General features: G+C 64.9%; 14 protein-coding genes. 13 read left to right on the plus strand and 1 reads right to left on the minus strand.

Annotated features, from left to right (window positions below; genetic code table 11):
* The first annotated feature begins 124 nt into the window (after positions 1 to 124).
* The 11 genes from edd (at position 125) to Q6A47_RS08025 (ending at position 13,325) form a co-directional block, all read left to right on the plus strand.
* Complete coding sequence (gene edd / locus Q6A47_RS07975; RefSeq protein WP_304483870.1) at positions 125 to 1,951, plus strand: phosphogluconate dehydratase; 1,827 nt, start codon at positions 125 to 127, stop codon at positions 1,949 to 1,951.
* Positions 1,948 to 2,904, plus strand: a complete 957-nt coding sequence (locus tag Q6A47_RS07980; protein WP_295484162.1) for a glucokinase — start codon at positions 1,948 to 1,950, stop codon at positions 2,902 to 2,904. Before edd ends, Q6A47_RS07980 begins: the two co-directional genes overlap by 4 nt.
* Positions 2,905 to 2,988: 84 nt before the next feature.
* Positions 2,989 to 3,762: a response regulator gene (locus Q6A47_RS07985; protein WP_369811437.1), complete on the plus strand. Its 774-nt coding sequence runs from the start codon at positions 2,989 to 2,991 to the stop codon at positions 3,760 to 3,762.
* A 52-nt stretch (positions 3,763 to 3,814) separates the two neighbouring features.
* Positions 3,815 to 5,209 (plus strand): ATP-binding protein, encoded by a 1,395-nt coding sequence (locus tag Q6A47_RS07990; RefSeq protein WP_369811446.1) that lies wholly within the window; start codon positions 3,815 to 3,817, stop codon positions 5,207 to 5,209.
* 136 nt (positions 5,210 to 5,345) lie between these two features.
* Positions 5,346 to 6,602, plus strand: coding sequence for a D-mannose isomerase (locus Q6A47_RS07995; protein ID WP_304483875.1), 1,257 nt, complete (start codon positions 5,346 to 5,348; stop codon positions 6,600 to 6,602).
* Between the two features lie 104 nt (positions 6,603 to 6,706).
* Positions 6,707 to 7,993 (plus strand): ABC transporter substrate-binding protein, encoded by a 1,287-nt coding sequence (locus tag Q6A47_RS08000; protein WP_029613369.1) that lies wholly within the window; start codon positions 6,707 to 6,709, stop codon positions 7,991 to 7,993.
* A 73-nt stretch (positions 7,994 to 8,066) separates the two neighbouring features.
* Complete coding sequence (locus tag Q6A47_RS08005) at positions 8,067 to 8,975, plus strand: carbohydrate ABC transporter permease (RefSeq protein ID WP_029613368.1); 909 nt, start codon at positions 8,067 to 8,069, stop codon at positions 8,973 to 8,975.
* A complete protein-coding gene (locus tag Q6A47_RS08010) occupies positions 8,968 to 9,813 on the plus strand; it encodes a carbohydrate ABC transporter permease (protein WP_029613367.1) in 846 nt (281 codons plus the stop codon). The genes Q6A47_RS08005 and Q6A47_RS08010 overlap by 8 nt, the downstream gene beginning before the upstream one ends.
* Positions 9,814 to 9,816: 3 nt before the next feature.
* Positions 9,817 to 10,971, plus strand: coding sequence for an ABC transporter ATP-binding protein (locus Q6A47_RS08015; RefSeq protein WP_304483878.1), 1,155 nt, complete (start codon positions 9,817 to 9,819; stop codon positions 10,969 to 10,971).
* A 41-nt stretch (positions 10,972 to 11,012) separates the two neighbouring features.
* Entirely contained in the window at positions 11,013 to 12,356 is a 1,344-nt protein-coding gene (locus tag Q6A47_RS08020) for a carbohydrate porin (protein WP_304483880.1), read from the plus strand.
* Between the two features lie 114 nt (positions 12,357 to 12,470).
* Positions 12,471 to 13,325 carry a D-hexose-6-phosphate mutarotase gene (locus Q6A47_RS08025; RefSeq protein WP_304483882.1) on the plus strand — a complete coding sequence of 285 codons (855 nt, stop codon included), beginning with the start codon at positions 12,471 to 12,473 and terminating at the stop codon, positions 13,323 to 13,325.
* On the opposite strand, the gene hexR is transcribed toward Q6A47_RS08025, so the two are convergent.
* Positions 13,318 to 14,181 (minus strand): DNA-binding transcriptional regulator HexR, encoded by an 864-nt coding sequence (gene hexR, locus Q6A47_RS08030; protein WP_295484247.1) that lies wholly within the window; start codon positions 14,179 to 14,181, stop codon positions 13,318 to 13,320. The genes Q6A47_RS08025 and hexR overlap by 8 nt on opposite strands.
* Before the next feature lie 210 nt (positions 14,182 to 14,391).
* On the opposite strand from hexR, the gene zwf reads away from it, so the two are divergent.
* Positions 14,392 to 15,861 (plus strand): glucose-6-phosphate dehydrogenase, encoded by a 1,470-nt coding sequence (gene zwf, locus Q6A47_RS08035; RefSeq protein WP_029613366.1) that lies wholly within the window; start codon positions 14,392 to 14,394, stop codon positions 15,859 to 15,861.
* On the plus strand, positions 15,848 to 16,561 hold the full coding sequence (gene pgl, locus Q6A47_RS08040) for a 6-phosphogluconolactonase (protein WP_304483884.1): 714 nt from the start codon (positions 15,848 to 15,850) through the stop codon (positions 16,559 to 16,561). Before zwf ends, pgl begins: the two co-directional genes overlap by 14 nt.
* Positions 16,562 to 16,569 lie beyond the last annotated feature (8 nt).

Below are 16,569 nucleotides of genomic sequence, written 5' to 3' on the forward strand. Positions count from 1 at the left end.
TACAACGAGTGATCGAGCCGGGCGTCCCGGCGAGCCTTTCGCCCCTGCCTTGAGCCTAGGTGGCAATGGCCGCCAGCGCCGAGATCGGTTCAGATCGCCCTTACCCTAGCCTGGAGTTCAGTACATGCATCCGCGCATCCTCGAGGTCACCGCCCGGCTGACCGAACGCAGCCGTGCCACCCGTGAACGCTACCTTCAGCTCATTCGCGGCGCGGCCAGCGAAGGACCGATGCGCGCCAGCCTGCAATGCGCCAACTTCGCCCACGGCGTGGCCGGCTGTGGCAGCCAGGACAAGCAGAGTCTGAAGATGATGAACGCGGCCAACGTCGCCATCGTCTCGGCCTACAACGACATGCTCTCGGCGCACCAGCCCTACCAGCATTTCCCTGAACAGATCAAACAGGCCCTGCGCGAGATCGGCTCGGTCGGTCAGTTCGCCGGTGGCGTGCCGGCCATGTGCGACGGCGTCACCCAGGGCGAGCCAGGCATGGAGCTGGCGATCGCCAGCCGCGAAGTGATCGCCATGTCCACGGCCATCGCCCTTTCCCACAACATGTTCGATGCCGCGCTGATGCTTGGCATCTGCGACAAGATCGTGCCTGGGCTGATGATGGGCGCGCTGCGCTTCGGTCATCTGCCGACCGTCTTCGTGCCAGGCGGGCCGATGCCCTCGGGCATTTCCAACAAGGAAAAGGCCGACGTGCGCCAGCGCTACGCCGAAGGCAAGGCAAGCCGCGAAGAACTGCTGGAATCGGAGATGAAGTCCTACCACAGTCCCGGCACTTGCACCTTCTACGGCACCGCCAACACCAACCAACTGGTCATGGAGGTGATGGGCCTGCACCTGCCGGGCGCCTCGTTCGTGAACCCCTACACGCCGCTGCGCGATGCCCTCACCGCCGAGGCGGCGCAGCAGGTCACGCGCATGACCAAGGCCAGCGGCAACTTCATGCCCTTGGGCGAAATCGTCGACGAGAAGGCGCTGGTCAATTCCATCGTCGCGCTGCATGCCACCGGGGGGTCGACCAACCACACCCTGCACATTCCAGCCATCGCCCAGGCCGCGGGTATCCAGCTCACCTGGCAGGACATGGCCGACCTGTCCGAGGTGGTGCCGACCCTGTCGCACGTGTACCCCAACGGCAAGGCCGACATCAATCACTTCCAGGCGGCCGGCGGCATGAGCTTGCTGATCCGCGAGCTGCTCGATGCCGGGCTGCTGCACGAGGACGTCAATACCGTGGCCGGACATGGTCTGCGTCGCTACACCCAGGAGCCGTTCCTGGAGGACGGCACGCTGGTCTGGCGCGAGGGTCCGTTGCAGAGTTTGGACGAAAGCATCCTGCGCCCGGTGGCCCGTCCCTTCTCGGCCGAGGGCGGGCTGCGGGTCATGGAGGGCAACCTTGGTCGTGGCGTGATGAAAGTCTCCGCCGTTGCCCCGGAGCACCAGGTGGTCGAAGCCCCCGCGCGCATTTTCCACGACCAGCAGTCGCTGGCCGATGCCTTCAAGGCCGGCGAACTGGAGCGTGATTTCGTCGCCGTGGTGCGCTTCCAGGGCCCGCGCTGCAATGGCATGCCTGAGCTGCACAAGCTCACGCCGTTCCTCGGGGTGCTGCAGGACCGTGGCTACAAGGTCGCGCTGGTCACCGACGGGCGCATGTCCGGCGCCTCGGGCAAGATCCCGGCAGCGATCCACGTGTGCCCGGAAGCCTTCGATGGCGGCCCGCTGGCAAAGGTGCGCGACGGTGATATCGTGCGCGTCGACGGTGTCGAAGGTACGCTGCAACTGATGGTGTCGGCCGAAGAACTGGCCGGGCGCGATCAGCCTGAAGCACCCCAGGGCAATGACCTGGGCTGCGGCCGCGAGCTGTTCGGCTTCATGCGCATGGCATTCAGCCCGGCAGAGCAGGGCGCCAGCGCCTTTACCTCGGCTTTGGAGCGATTCAAATGAAGGCCTTGCTGGTCGGCGACATTGGTGGGACCAACGCACGCTTTGCCCTGTGGCGCGACAACGACCTGCACGCGGTGCAGGTGTTGGCCACGGCGGATTATTCCAGCCCCGAGCAGGCCATCGAGGCCTATCTGCACGAGCAGGGCATCGCCCGTGGCGGCGTGTCGGATGTCTGCCTGTCGGTGGCCGGGCCGGTGGACGGCGACGACTTTCGCTTCACCAACAACCATTGGCGGCTGAACCGCACGGCGTTCTGCAACACCTTGCAGGTCCAGCGCCTGCTGCTGCTCAACGACTTTTCCGCCATGGCCCTGGGCATGACCCGGCTCAAGCCGGGCGAGTTCGTCGAGGTGTGTCCGGGCCAGGCCGATCAGGCGCGTCCGGCGCTCATCATCGGACCGGGCACTGGCCTGGGGGTGGGCACCTTGCTCAACCTGAACAAGCACTGGATGGCGTTGCCGGGCGAGGGCGGCCACGTCGACCTGCCGGTGGGCAACGCCCGTGAGGCTGCGATTCACCAGCACATCCAGGGCCAGATCGGTCACGTCAGTGCCGAAACCGTGCTCAGCGGTGGCGGACTGGTGCGCCTGTACCAGGCGATCTGCGCGCTGGACGGCGCCGTGGCGCAGCACAAGACCCCAGCGCAGATCACCGAGGCGGCGCTGGGCGGCGAGCCGCGCGCGCTGGCGGTGATCGAGCAGTTTTCGCGCTTCCTCGGCCGGGTGGCGGGCAACAATGTGCTGACCCTGGGCGCGCGGGGCGGCGTGTACATCGTCGGCGGCGTGATCCCGCGCTTCGTCGAGCTGTTCCTGCGCAGTGGCTTCGCCACCAGTTTCGCCGACAAAGGCTGCATGAGCGGCTACTTCCCCGGCGTACCGGTGTGGCTGGTGACAGCCGAGTTCTCGGGGCTTCTCGGCGCCGGCGTCGCGTTGCAGCAGGTGCTCGCCCACTGATGCCGTGAACCCCATCGCGCGGGGCGGTCCTTGGCGGCGCAACACCGCACGGACTTGCCCCGCGCCCGCCTCAGCGCTTATACAATGCCCCCAGCAGGCACCAAGACCTGCCCCCACCAAAGGGATTCCATTGTGAGCACTGCCGGTAAGACCATCCTCATGGTCGACGACGACCAGGATATTCGCGAGCTGTTGCAAACCTACCTCAGCCGCTGCGGCTTGCAGGTGCAGGCCGAACCCGACGGACAGGGTTTTCGCCGTGCCCTGGAGGCCGGGAACTACGACCTGCTGATCCTCGACGTAATGCTGCCCGACGAAGACGGCTTCAGCCTGTGCCGCTGGGTGCGTCAGCATCCACGCCAGTCGCGGGTGCCGATCATCATGCTGACCGCCAGTTCCGATGAGGCCGACCGCATCATCGGCCTAGAGCTCGGCGCCGACGACTACCTGGGCAAGCCGTTCAGCCCGCGCGAGCTGCAAGCGCGGATCAAAGCCTTGCTGCGCCGCTGCGACTTCACCACGGCGAGCCCCGTCAGCGCAGTGCTGGCCTTCGACGACTGGCGCCTGGACACGGTCAGCCACCGGCTGTTCCACCGCGACGGCGAGGAGGTGATTCTCTCCGGTGCCGACTTCGCCCTGCTCAAGCTGTTTCTCGATCATCCCCAGCAGATCCTCGACCGCGACACCATCGGCAATGCCACCCGTGGCCGTGAACCGATGCCGTTGGACCGCATCGTCGACATGGCGGTGAGCCGCCTGCGCCAACGGCTGCGCGACACCGACAAACCGCCTCGGCTGATCCGCACCGTGCGCGGCAGTGGCTACCTGCTCGCGGCGAATGTCTGCTGTGCCGGCTGAACAGGGCGTCGAGCGCCGCTGGCGCCTGCTGCCGCGCTCGTTGCTGGGGCGCATGCTGCTGCTCACCTTGCTGGTGGTGCTGATCGCCCAAGGCCTGTCGAGCCTGATCTGGCTGGCCCAACTGCGCGCCAGCCAGGTACAGGGGCTGCGCGCCAGCGCCAGCAGCCTGGCCCATTCCATGAGCGCCAGCGTCAGCTATTTCCGCTCCTTGCCGGTGGCCTACCGGCCGATGGTGCTCGATCAACTGCGCAGCATGGGCGGCACGCGTTTCTTCGTTTCGCTCAACGACAAACCGCTGGACATGTCGGTGCTGCCCGTCACCTCGCGCAAGCAGGCGGTGATCGAAGTGGTGAGTGAGGTGCTGCATGAGCGCCTGGGCCAGGGCATGGAAATCTCCGTCGAATTCGTCAGCCCCGATGACCTGCGCATCTTCAACAGCGGTCTGAAGCTCGATGAGCTGCCGCGCTCCTGGGCGCACTACGCCTTGACCCTGGAACCGCTGAATCCACCGGTGCTGGTGACCCAGATTCGCCTGGACGAGGGCGAGTGGCTGTACATCGCTTCGTTGCTGCCCGAGCCCTACACGGGGCTCGAACCCCAGGGCCTGCCGCGTCAGCAGATCGGTTTCATCGTCCTGACCACCGCCTTGCTGCTGCTGTTCATCGGTTTGCTGGTGCACTGGCAGAGCCTGCCGCTCAAGCGCTTGGCACGTACCGCCCGGGAGATGTCGCTGGGCGCCGACGTGCCGCCGGTGGCCGAGGCGGGCGGCAGCGAAGTGGTGGAAGTGGGGCGGGCGTTCAACGCCATGCGCGAGCGCATCAGCCGTTACCTGACCGAACGCTCGCAGTTGTTCAGCGCCATCTCCCACGACCTGCGTACGCCGATCACCCGCCTGCGCCTGCGTGTCGAGCTGCTCGAGGACGAGGCGCTGCAGGCCAAGTTCAGCCGTGACCTCGACGAGCTGGAGCTGCTGGTCAAGGGGGCGCTGCAGTGCGTCAAGGACACCGACATTCACGAGAACATCGAGCCGGTCGACCTCAACCAGGTGCTGGAGATTCTTGCCGAACCCTACCTGCGCGACGGACGCATCACCGTCGAGGGAAAAGTGCTGGCGCCCTATCAGGGCAAGCCACTGGCGCTGCGCCGTTGCATCGGCAACCTCATCGATAACGCCATCAAGTACGGCGAGCGCGCGCACCTGCGGATCATCGACGGCCCGGAGGCTTTCGTGTTGCAGGTCGACGACCAGGGCCCGGGCGTGCCGGAACAGCGCCTGGAACAGGTATTCGAGCCGCACTTTCGCCTGGCGGCGCAGCAGCAGGGCTATGGCCTGGGCCTGGGCATCGCCCGCAATATCGCCCACAGCCACGGCGGCGAGGTAAGCCTGCTGAACCTGCGCGAAGGCGGGCTGCGGGTGACGCTGTGCCTGCCGCGGCTGATGGAGTGAGCTGACAGGGGCGAGGCGTGGATGTCACGACCTGGTGACATTCGCGCTGGCCTTCGTGACATGCTCGCGCAGAGGGCTGGCTAGAATCCGCTGACGACAGGCACCCGGCCTGTCCCTGGCAAGGACCACGCCGCTGATGGACAGCCTCGATTTTCCCACCGGCCGCTGGCTCGATTCGCCGGCCCACCAGGCTTGGCTGCTGGGCGAAGGCCAGCGTCTGGTCAGCTTCGCCAAGGCCTCGCGCCTGCCCGGCGGCTTCGCCGGCCTCGATGCCCGCGGTGCGCTGCCCGGCGCAGCGATGGCCGATACCCTCAACACCACCCGCATGATCCACTGCTTCGCCATGGCCCACGTGCAGGGCATTCCCGGCTGCCTGCCGCTGGTCACCCACGGCGTGGCCGAGTTGCTCGATGGCCCGCTGCGCGATACGCGCCACGACGGCTGGTACATCGATGCGCGTGAGCAAGGCGAGCGCAGCAAGACCGCCTACCTGCACGCCTTCGTCGCCTTGGCCGCCAGTTCGGCGGTGGTGGCCGGTGCTGCCGGTGCCCGGCCCTTGTTGGACGATGCCATCGCGGTGATCGAGGCGCACTTCTGGCGCGAGGAGGAGGGCGCACTGTGCGAATCCTTCGCCGAGGACTGGTCGCAGGCCGAGGCGTATCGGGGCGCCAACAGCAACATGCACGCCACCGAAGCGTTCCTCGCCCTGGCCGATGTCACCGGCCAGACCCGCTGGCTGGATCGCGCCCTGCGCATCGCCGAGCGGCTGATCCAGCATCACGCCGCGGCTCATGACTTCGTGGTGGTCGAGCACTTCGATGCCCACTGGCAGCCGCTGCCGGACTACAACCACGACAATCCCGCCGACGGCTTCCGGCCCTTTGGCAGCACGCCGGGCCATGCCTTCGAATGGGCACGCCTGCTGCTGCACCTGGAGGCATCGCGCCAGCGCGCCGGGCTGCAAGTGCCGGCCTGGCTGTGCGAGGCTGCCCGGTCACTGTTCGCCGGGGCTTGCCGCCACGCCTGGAACGTCGATGGTGCGCCAGGGCTGGTCTACACCCTCGACTGGCACAATCGCCCGGTGGTGCGCGCGCGTCTGCATTGGGTGCACGCCGAAGCCTGCGCCACCGCCGCCGCGCTGCTGCGCCGTACCGGACAAACCGACTATGAGCAGTGGTATCGCCGCTTCTGGGATTTCATCGCGGTGCATTTCATCGATCTGGTCCACGGTAGCTGGCACCATGAGCTGGATCCGCAGAACCGCCCTGGCGCAAGCATCTGGGGCGGAAAACCGGACCTGTACCATGCCTATCAGGCCGTGCTGCTGCCGCGCCTGGCCCTGGCGCCAAGCCTGACTACAGCCCTGGCCCAGGCGAATGTCACCAAACGATGACATTCAGGCATCGCTTCGTTACCTGACGGGGCGGCCTCGCTCTCTAGAATCGATGCAACGCAAGCGCCAGTCTTGCACTGCATAACAAGAAGAAAGGTACTCCAATGAATTCCAAGCTCTGTCTCGCCGCCGCTATTTCCCTCGCCTCGCTTCTGCCGCTCAGTGCCCAGGCCGCCGACTCCAAAGGGAGTGTGGAGGTGGTTCACTGGTGGACGTCGGGCGGTGAAAAAGCCGCCGTCGATGTCCTCAAGGCCCAGGTCGAGCAGGACGGTTTCACCTGGAAGGACGGCGCGGTCGCCGGTGGCGGTGGCGCCACGGCCATGACCGTGCTCAAGAGCCGCGCCGTGGCCGGCAATCCGCCCGGCGTCGCCCAGATCAAAGGTCCCGACATCCAGGAATGGGCGTCTACGGGCCTGCTCGACACCGACGTGCTCAAGGATGTGGCCAAGGAAGAAAAGTGGGATAGCCTGCTCGACAAAAAGGTCGCCGACACCGTCAAGTACGACGGTGACTACGTGGCCGTTCCGGTCAACATCCACCGCATCAACTGGCTGTGGATCAACCCCGAAGTGTTCAAGAAGGCCGGCATCGAACAGCCGCCCAAGACCCTCGAAGAGTTCTATGCCGCCGCCGACAAGCTCAAGGCCGCAGGCTTCATTCCCCTGGCCCACGGTGGCCAGCCGTGGCAGGACAGCACCGTGTTCGAGACCGTCGTGTTCGCCGTGATGGGCGCGGACGGCTACAAGAAGGCGATGGTCGACCTCGACGAGAAGACCCTCACTGGCCCTGAGATGATCAAGGCGCTCACCGAACTCAAGAAAGTCGCCAGCTACATGGACCCGGACGGCAAGGGCCAAGACTGGAACCTGGAAGCGGCCAAGGTCATCAACGGCAAGGCCGGCATGCAGATGATGGGCGATTGGGCCAAAAGCGAGTGGACCCTGGCCAAGAAGGTCGCGGGCAAGGACTACCAGTGCGTGCCATTCCCCGGTACCGGCAAGGGTTTCCTGTACAACATCGACTCGCTGGCGGTGTTCAAGCAGAAAGACAAAGGCACCGCCGAGGGCCAGAAAGACATCGCGCGCAAGGTGCTGGGCGAGGACTTCCAGAAGACCTTCAGCATCAACAAGGGCTCGATCCCCGTGCGTAACGACATGCTCGAGCACATGGACACGTTCGGCTTCGACAGCTGCGCGCAGACCGCTGCCAAGGACTTCCTGGCCGATGCCAAGTCCGGTGGCCTACAGCCGAGCATGGCGCACAACATGGCGACCACGCTCGCCGTGCAGGGCGCCTTCTTCGATGTCATCACCAACTACATGAACGACCCGAAAGCCGAGCCGGCCGACGCGGCGAAGAAGCTGGCGGCAGCGATCAAGTCTGCCCAATAGCTGAGGCTGTGCAGGGGCGGCCAATCGCCGCGCCTGCAGCGTGCGTGCTTTCTTCCATCGGGGTATCCCTTCCATGACCACGACCACCGCCCGCCTGCGGGCCTCACCCCTGGACGCGTTGCAGCGCTGGCTACCCAAGCTGGTGCTGGCGCCGAGCATGTTCATCGTGCTGGTGGGTTTCTACGGCTACATCCTGTGGACCTTCGTTCTCTCGTTCACCACCTCGACCTTCCTGCCCACCTACAAATGGGCGGGCCTGGCCCAGTACATGCGGCTGTTCGACAACGACCGCTGGTGGGTGGCGAGCAAGAACCTGCTGGTGTTCGGTGGCCTGTTCATCGGCGTCACCCTGGTGATCGGTGTGCTGCTGGCGGTATTTCTCGACCAGCGCATCCGCCGCGAGGGCATGATCCGCACCATCTACCTGTATCCCATGGCGCTGTCGATGATCGTCACCGGCACCGCCTGGAAATGGCTGCTCAACCCAGGCATGGGCCTGGACAAGCTGCTGCGCGACTGGGGCTGGGACGGTTTCCGCTTCGACTGGCTGATCGACCCTGACCGAGTGGTGTACTGCCTGGTGATCGCTGCCGTGTGGCAAGCGTCGGGCTTCATCATGGCAATGTTTCTCGCCGGCCTGCGCGGCGTCGACCCCTCGATCATCCGCGCCGCGCAGATCGATGGCGCGAGCCTGCCGCGCATCTATTGGTCCGTGGTGCTGCCGAGTCTGCGCCCGGTGTTCTTCAGCTCGCTGATGATCCTCTCGCACATCGCCATCAAGAGTTTCGACCTGGTGGCGGCCATGACCGCTGGCGGTCCGGGCTACTCCTCCGACCTGCCGGCGATGTTCATGTACTCGTTCACCTTCAGCCGTGGGCAGATGGGCATGGGCTCGGCCAGCGCGATCCTGATGCTCGGGGCGATCCTCGCGATCCTCGTGCCTTACCTGTATTCCGAGCTGCGGAGCAAACGCCATGACTGACGTCGTCGCCAAACCCGGCCTGAGCCTGGGGCGCGTGGCCATCCACGCGGTGCTGCTGGTGGCCGTGCTGCTGTATCTGGTGCCGCTGGTGGTCATGCTGTTGACCAGCTTCAAGACCCCGGAAGACATCAGCACCGGCAACCTGTTGAGCTGGCCGCAGATGTTCACGGCCATCGGCTGGACCAAGGCCTGGGCCACGGTCAACGGCTATTTCCTCAACTCGATCCTGATCACCGTGCCGGCCGTGCTGATTTCCACCACCATCGGCGCGCTGAACGGCTACGTGCTGTCGATGTGGCGCTTTCGCGGCTCGCAGCTGTTCTTCGGTCTGCTGCTGTTCGGCTGCTTCCTGCCGTTCCAGACCGTGCTGCTGCCAGCCTCGTTCACCCTCGGCAAGCTGGGCCTGGCCAGCACCACGTCAGGTCTGGTGCTGGTGCATGTGGTCTACGGCCTGGCCTTCACCACACTGTTCTTCCGCAACTACTACGTGAGCATTCCCGAGGCGCTGGTCAAGGCGGCGCGCCTGGATGGTGCCGGGTTCTTCACCATCTTCCGGCGCATCATCCTGCCGATGTCGACGCCGATCATCATGGTCTGCCTGATCTGGCAGTTCACCCAGATCTGGAACGATTTCCTGTTCGGCGTGGTGTTCTCCAGCGGCGACTCGCAGCCGATCACCGTGGCCTTGAACAACCTGGTCAACACCAGCACCGGCGCCAAGGAATACAACGTCGACATGGCCGCCGCGATGATCGCCGCGCTGCCGACGCTGTTGGTCTACGTGGTGGCGGGCAAGTATTTCGTGCGCGGCCTGACCGCCGGCGCAGTCAAGGGGTAAGTCATGGCAACGCTCGAACTTCGCAATGTAAACAAGACCTACGGCAGCGGCCTGCCGGATACCCTCAAGGACATCCAGTTGGCCATCGGCGACGGAGAGTTCCTGATCCTGGTCGGCCCTTCCGGCTGCGGTAAGTCGACGCTGATGAACTGCATCGCCGGGCTCGAGCAGATCACCGGCGGTGCGATCCTGATCGATGGCGAGGACGTCAGTGGCATGAGCCCCAAGGACCGGGACATCGCCATGGTGTTTCAGTCCTATGCGCTGTACCCGACCATGAGCGTGCGCGAGAACATCGAGTTCGGCCTGAAGATTCGCAAGATGCCCCAGGCCGCCATCGACGAAGAGGTGGCGCGGGTGGCCAAGCTGCTGCAGATCGAGCACCTGCTCACGCGCAAGCCGAGCCAGCTCTCCGGTGGTCAGCAGCAACGCGTGGCCATGGGCCGGGCGCTGGCGCGGCGACCGAAGATCTACCTGTTCGACGAGCCGCTGTCCAACCTCGACGCCAAGCTGCGGGTCGAGATGCGCACCGAAATGAAACTGATGCACCAGCGCCTGAAGACCACCACGGTGTACGTGACCCACGACCAGATCGAGGCCATGACCCTGGGCGACAAGGTGGCGGTGATGAAGGACGGCATCATCCAGCAGTTCGGCACCCCGCAGCAAATCTACAACGATCCGGCGAACCTGTTCGTCGCCAGTTTCATCGGTTCGCCGCCGATGAACTTCATTCCGGTGCATCTGAGCCGCCAGGACGGTCGCTTGTTCGCCCAGCTCGACAGCGGCCAGGCCCGCTGCGAACTGCCGTTGGGCGTGCACGGCGATGGGCTGGAAGGACGCGAGGTGATTCTCGGCGTACGGCCTGAACAGATCGCCCTGGGCGCCACCGAGGGCAATGGCTTGCCGGCCGTGCGCGCCGAGGTGCAGGTACTCGAGCCCACCGGCCCGGACCTGCTGGTGTTCGTCACCCTCAACCAGACCAAGGTCTGCTGCCGACTGGCGCCGGATGTCGCCTGCCGTGTCGGTGACAGCCTCAACCTGCAGTTCGACCCGGCACGGGTCCTGCTGTTCGACGCAGGCACCGGCCAGCGCCTGGATCTGCCGGCGGCCGACGCGACGATCAAGGACAACGTCGCGCGTTTCAAAGGCCGCTGAAGTACACCCCCCATCGATAACAAGAAAAGAGGAACCAACGGATGGAACATCGCAAACGTATCAAGGCCCTGGGATCGCTGACCCTGCTTGCCCTGTTCGGCAGCACCGGCGCGCACGCCGCCGAGGCGTTTTCCAGCGACTCGAAATGGATGACCGGCGACTGGGGCGGCACGCGCACCGAGTTGCTGGAAAAAGGCTATGACTTCAGTGTGGACTATGTCGGCGAGGTGGCCGGCAATCTGCGCGGTGGCTACAACCACGACAAGACCGCGCGCTACAGCGACCAGTTCGCCCTCGGCGCGCACCTGGACCTGCAGAAGATCCTGGGCTGGCACGACGCCGAGTTCAAGCTGGCGATCACCGAGCGCAGCGGGCGCAACCTGTCCAACGACCGCATCAGCGATCCACGCGCCGGGCAGTTCAGCTCGGTGCAGGAAGTCTGGGGCCGTGGCCAGACCTGGCGCCTGACCCAGATGTGGGTCAAGCAGAAGTACTTCGACGGCGCGCTGGACGTCAAATTCGGGCGCTACGGTCCGGGCGAAGACTTCAACAGTTTCCCCTGCGACTTCCAGAACCTGGCGTTCTGCGGCTCGCAGGTGGGCAACTGGGTGGGCGGCATCTGGTACAACTGGCCGGTGAGCCAGTGGGCGCTGCGCGTGAAGTACAACATCACCCCGGAGTTCTTCGTTCAGGTCGGCGCCTTCGAGCAGAACCCTTCGAACCTGGAGACCGGCAACGGCTTCAAGCTCAGCGGCAGTGGCACCAAGGGCGCGATCCTGCCGGTGGAGATGGTCTGGTCGCCGAAGGTCAATGGTCTGCCGGGCGAGTACCGCCTGGGCTACTACTACAGCACCGCCGACGCCACCGACGTGTACAAGGACATCAATGGCAACCCGCAGGGCATCTCGGGCACCGACTTCAAGTCGCATTCCAGCAAGCATGGCTGGTGGGTGGTGGCCCAGCAACAGGTCACTGCGCACAACGGCGACGCCAGCCGCGGCCTGAACCTGTTCGCCAACTTCACCGTGCACGACAAGGCCACCAACGTGGTCGACAACTACCAGCAAGTGGGCATGGTCTACAAAGGCGCCTTCGATGCACGGCCCAAGGATGACATCGGCTTCGGCATCGCCCGCATCCATGTCAACGACGATGTGAAGAAGCGCGCCGAGCAGATCAATGCCTTCAACGGCATCGACGACTATGACAACCCGGCCTTCCTGCCGCTGCAGCGCACCGAGTACAACGCTGAGTTGTACTACGGCTTCCACGTCACCAACTGGCTGACCGTGCGCCCGAACCTGCAGTACATCAAGCGTCCGGGCGGCGTGGACGAAGTCGACAACGTACTGGTCGCCGGCCTGAAGATTCAGTCGTCATTCTGAGACCGATTGTTGTAAATTTACGCCATCGCCTCTCACCCCAACATCCACTGCCTGGCAGTGGATGTTTTTTCACCTCCGAGATAGCGCTGTCTCAACAACAAGAGTGTCTCTGAAATGTCCGAACATCCGCTCCAGCGCTTCTTCACCTCGCAACGGCCGAGACCGGTTTTCGAGTGGGAGCGTCACCAGCAGCGCGATGTCCTGATCATCGATCATCCTCGCTGCCAGGCGGTGTTCAGTCGCCAGGGTGCGCAGTTGTTGCACTTCCAGCCGACCGGTGAGAAGCCGTGGTTGTGGTGCGCCGAGCAGTGGCCGCAGGTGGGTGCGATTCGGGGTGGGGTACCGGTGTGCTGGCCGTGGTATGGCCGTCATCCCAGCGAGGACTTGTGGCCGGCCCACGGCTGGGGCCGGCTGCTGGACTGGAAGCTGCTGGACAGTTGCGAGGACGAGCAGGGGGTGAGTCTCACCTGGCGCCTGGACCTGTGCGATTGGCAGGTGGACCTGCATGCGCGGCTGGGTGCGAGCATGGAGCTGCGCTTGAGCACCGAGCACCAGGACAGCCAGCCATGCCAGTTGAGCCATGCGCTGCTGGCGTTCTGGCGCATCAGCGACGTGTCGCAGGTCGCCTTGTCGGGTCTTGAGGACATCGACGGCTATGACCGGCTCAACCGCCAGGCCTGCCGCGAAGAAGGCGCGCTGACCCTCAACGGGGGCTGCCAGAAGGTGTATCCGGGCACGCCGAAGGTGCAGTTGCACGACCCGGCCTGGGAGCGCGAACTGTACATCGACACCAGCGACAGCGACGACACCGTGGTCTGGCATCCCGGCAATCGGCCGCTGATGGGGGTTAGCGGTCGCGAGAGCCAGGGTTTCGTCTGCGTCGAGGCCGCCAGCGGCAGCGCCGAGGGGCTGAGACTGGCGCCAGGGCAGCGCGCACAGTTGACGCTGCAGGCCCATCGGCTCAGTTGAGCTCGTTGTCCTCGGCGGGGTAGCGGCTGGCGTTGAGGCTTTCCTTGATCTTGCGCAGGTGCGGCTGGAAGTCCGAGCCCCGGCGCAGGGTCATGCCGGTGGCCAGGACGTCGAGCACGGTCAACTGGATGATGCGTGAGGTCATGGGCATGTAGATGTCGGTGTCTTCCGGTAGCGGCAAGTGCAGGCTCAGGCTGCAGGCGCTGGCCAGCGGCGAACCGGCGGCGGTGATGCCCAGCACCGAGGCGCCGTTTTCCCGAGCCTGGCGGGCTACTTCCACCAGTTCGCGGGTGCGTCCGGTGTAGGAGATGATCACGAACAGGTCACCGGTGTGCGCGACCGATGCCAGCATGCGCTGCATCAGCACATCGGGGTGGGCCGACACGGCCAGGTTGAAGCGGAAGAATTTGTGCTGCGCGTCCATGGCCACCGGGGCCGAGGCGCCGAGGCCGAAGAAGTGGATCTGGCGCGCCTGGATCATCATGTCCACGGCGCGGCTGACCTGCTGCGGATCGATCTGCTGGCACGCGCTGTCGAGCGAGGCGATGGCGCTGGCGAAGATCTTCTGGGTGTAGGCGGCCGGGTCGTCGTCGGCTTCCACCGCGCGGCTCACGTAAGCCGCGCCGCTGGCCAGGCTCTGTGCCAGTTGCAGCTTGAGTTCGGGATAGCCGCTGACGCCGAAGGAGCGGCAGAAGCGGTTGACGGTCGGTTCGCTGACCTTGGCCGCCTGGGCCAGGGCGGCGATGCTGAAGCGCGTGGCCTGCTGCGGGTTGAGGAGGATGACCTCGGCGACTTTGCGTTCGGCCTTGTTCAGCTCGTCGAGGCGTCCCTGGATCTGCTCCAGGAGGTTTCGCACACGGTCCATGGGTTGTCCTTGGGTCGGAAACGCGGCCGGCTGCGGGAACTGCCGGCATGTTGCAGGGTTGTCTATCGTACTGAGGGTGGGTGTGTCATACCACACGTCTGTACCACTTAGGGGTAATGTTGTTGTTTTTACTACATTCTTCTTGAAAAGTACGCCTGAAAACGGTATTCCTACGTCCACTTTAATAAAAGAACCAACATCATGGCGGCCATTAGCGTAGAACCTTGCACTTTCGCCCTATTCGGCGCCCTCGGCGACCTGGCGTTGCGCAAGCTGTTTCCTGCCCTCTATCAGCTCGATCGCGCCGGCCTGCTGCACGCCGACACGCGCCTGTTGGCCTTGGCCCGTGAGCCGGGCAGCGCCGACGATCACCTGGCGACCATCGAAGCCCAGTTGCGGCGCTTCGTGCCGGATGCCGATATCGACCCCCAGACCTTGCAGCGCTTCATCGCGCGCCTGAGTTACCTGCACCTGGATTTCGTCCAGGCCGAGGGCTATACCGCGCTGGCCGAGCAGGCCGGCGAGGGCCTGCCGCTGATCGCCTATTTCGCCACGGCGGCAGCGGTGTATGGCGCCATCTGCGAAAACCTCGACAAGGTCGGTTTGGCCGAGCGCACCCGCGTGGTGCTGGAAAAACCCATCGGTCATGACCTGGAGTCCTCGCGTCGGGTCAACGACGCCGTGGCGCGCTTCTTCCCCGAGAGCCGGGTCTATCGCATCGACCATTACCTGGGCAAGGAAACGGTCCAGAACCTGATCGCCCTGCGTTTTGCCAACAGTCTGTTTGAAACCCAGTGGAACCAGAACTCTATCTCCCACGTGGAGATCACCGTGGCCGAGAAAGTCGGTATCGAAGGTCGCTGGGGCTACTTCGACAAGGCTGGCCAGTTGCGCGACATGATCCAGAATCACCTGTTGCAGCTGCTGTGCCTGATCGCCATGGACCCGCCCAGCGACCTGTCGGCCGACAGCATCCGCGACGAGAAGGTCAAGGTGCTCAAGGCGCTGGCGCCGATCACCGGCGACGGACTCAGCACCCGGGTGGTGCGCGGCCAGTACATTGCCGGTTACAGCGACGGCAAGCCGGTGCCTGGTTACCTGGAAGAAGACAATGCCAATGCCCAGAGCGACACCGAAACCTTCGTCGCCCTGCGTGCCGATATCCGCAACTGGCGCTGGTCCGGCGTGCCGTTCTATCTGCGTACCGGCAAGCGCATGCCGCAGAAACTGTCGCAGATCGTCATCCACTTCAAGGAAACCCCGCACTACATCTTCGCTCCGGAGCAGCGTCTGCAGATTGGCAACAAGCTGATCATCCGCCTGCAACCGGACGAAGGCATCTCGCTGCGGGTGATGACCAAGGAGCAGGGGCTGGACAAGGGCATGCACCTGCGCAGTGGCCCACTTCAACTGAATTTTTCCGACACCTGGCGCAGCGCGCGGATTCCGGATGCCTACGAGCGTTTGTTGCTCGAAGTGATGCGCGGCAACCAGAACCTGTTCGTGCGCAAGGACGAGATCGAGTACGCCTGGACCTGGTGCGACCAGTTGATCGCCGGCTGGAAGAACGCTGGCGATGCGCCCAAGCCTTATGCGGCAGGGTCCTGGGGCCCGATGAGCTCGATTGCACTGATCACTCGCGATGGGAGAGCCTGGTATGGCGATATCTGAACTGCGACTGCCGAGCAACGTGAAGGTCCATGAACTGGCCGACAGCAAGCGGCTGGCCGCGGCGTTGGCCGCCGATGTGGCCGAGCGGCTGGCTGCGGCCGTGGCCGCCAAGGGCCAGGCGTGCCTGGTGGTGTCCGGGGGGCGCAGCCCCGTGGCATTCCTGGAGCAGCTTTCCAGCGCGTCGCTGGATTGGTCGAAGGTCACGGTATCGCTGGCCGACGAGCGCTGGGTGCCGGTCGAGCATGCCGACAGCAATGCCGGGCTGCTGGCCCGCCACCTGTTCAAGGGCGCGGCGGCCAAGGCTCGTTTCCTCGGTCTTTACCAGCGCGGCGACAACCTTGAGGCCGCAGCAGAAGCGGCGGACCAGGCACTGGCCGAGTTGCCGCCCATCGACGTGCTGATCCTGGGCATGGGCGATGATGGCCATACCGCTTCGCTGTTCCCGGACAGTCCGCACCTGGCTGAGGGGCTGGACCCTGGCGCCAGCCGTCGCTGCCTGCCGATGCTGGCGCCAAGCGTGCCGCACCAGCGCCTGTCGATGACCCGCGCGCTGCTGTCCAGCGCCGCCTTCACTGTCTTGTCGGTGCAAGGCCCGGGTAAGCTCGCCGCCCTACGCGCGGCACTGGCCGCCGATGATGCCGCGCAGATGCCGATTCGCGCCTTTCTTCACGACCCCCTGGACATCTACTGGTGCCCATGAGCCAAGGA

Source organism: Pseudomonas boreofloridensis (assembly GCF_030580795.1).
Lineage (GTDB): Bacteria > Pseudomonadota > Gammaproteobacteria > Pseudomonadales > Pseudomonadaceae > Aquipseudomonas > Aquipseudomonas boreofloridensis.

Bases quoted from the DNA above. Each gene is read 5' to 3' on its own strand.
- edd (WP_304483870.1), top strand. From the start codon at position 125: ATGCATCCGCGCATCCTCGAGGTCACCGCCCGGCTGACCGAACGCAGC.
- Q6A47_RS07980 (WP_295484162.1), top strand. From the start codon at position 1,948: ATGAAGGCCTTGCTGGTCGGCGACATTGGTGGGACCAACGCACGCTTT.
- Q6A47_RS07985 (WP_369811437.1), top strand. From the start codon at position 2,989: ATGCCCCCAGCAGGCACCAAGACCTGCCCCCACCAAAGGGATTCCATT.
- Q6A47_RS07990 (WP_369811446.1), top strand. From the start codon at position 3,815: ATGCTGCTGCTCACCTTGCTGGTGGTGCTGATCGCCCAAGGCCTGTCG.
- Q6A47_RS07995 (WP_304483875.1), top strand. From the start codon at position 5,346: ATGGACAGCCTCGATTTTCCCACCGGCCGCTGGCTCGATTCGCCGGCC.
- Q6A47_RS08000 (WP_029613369.1), top strand. From the start codon at position 6,707: ATGAATTCCAAGCTCTGTCTCGCCGCCGCTATTTCCCTCGCCTCGCTT.
- Q6A47_RS08005 (WP_029613368.1), top strand. From the start codon at position 8,067: ATGACCACGACCACCGCCCGCCTGCGGGCCTCACCCCTGGACGCGTTG.
- Q6A47_RS08010 (WP_029613367.1), top strand. From the start codon at position 8,968: ATGACTGACGTCGTCGCCAAACCCGGCCTGAGCCTGGGGCGCGTGGCC.
- Q6A47_RS08015 (WP_304483878.1), top strand. From the start codon at position 9,817: ATGGCAACGCTCGAACTTCGCAATGTAAACAAGACCTACGGCAGCGGC.
- Q6A47_RS08020 (WP_304483880.1), top strand. From the start codon at position 11,013: ATGGAACATCGCAAACGTATCAAGGCCCTGGGATCGCTGACCCTGCTT.
- Q6A47_RS08025 (WP_304483882.1), top strand. From the start codon at position 12,471: ATGTCCGAACATCCGCTCCAGCGCTTCTTCACCTCGCAACGGCCGAGA.
- zwf (WP_029613366.1), top strand. From the start codon at position 14,392: ATGGCGGCCATTAGCGTAGAACCTTGCACTTTCGCCCTATTCGGCGCC.
- pgl (WP_304483884.1), top strand. From the start codon at position 15,848: ATGGCGATATCTGAACTGCGACTGCCGAGCAACGTGAAGGTCCATGAA.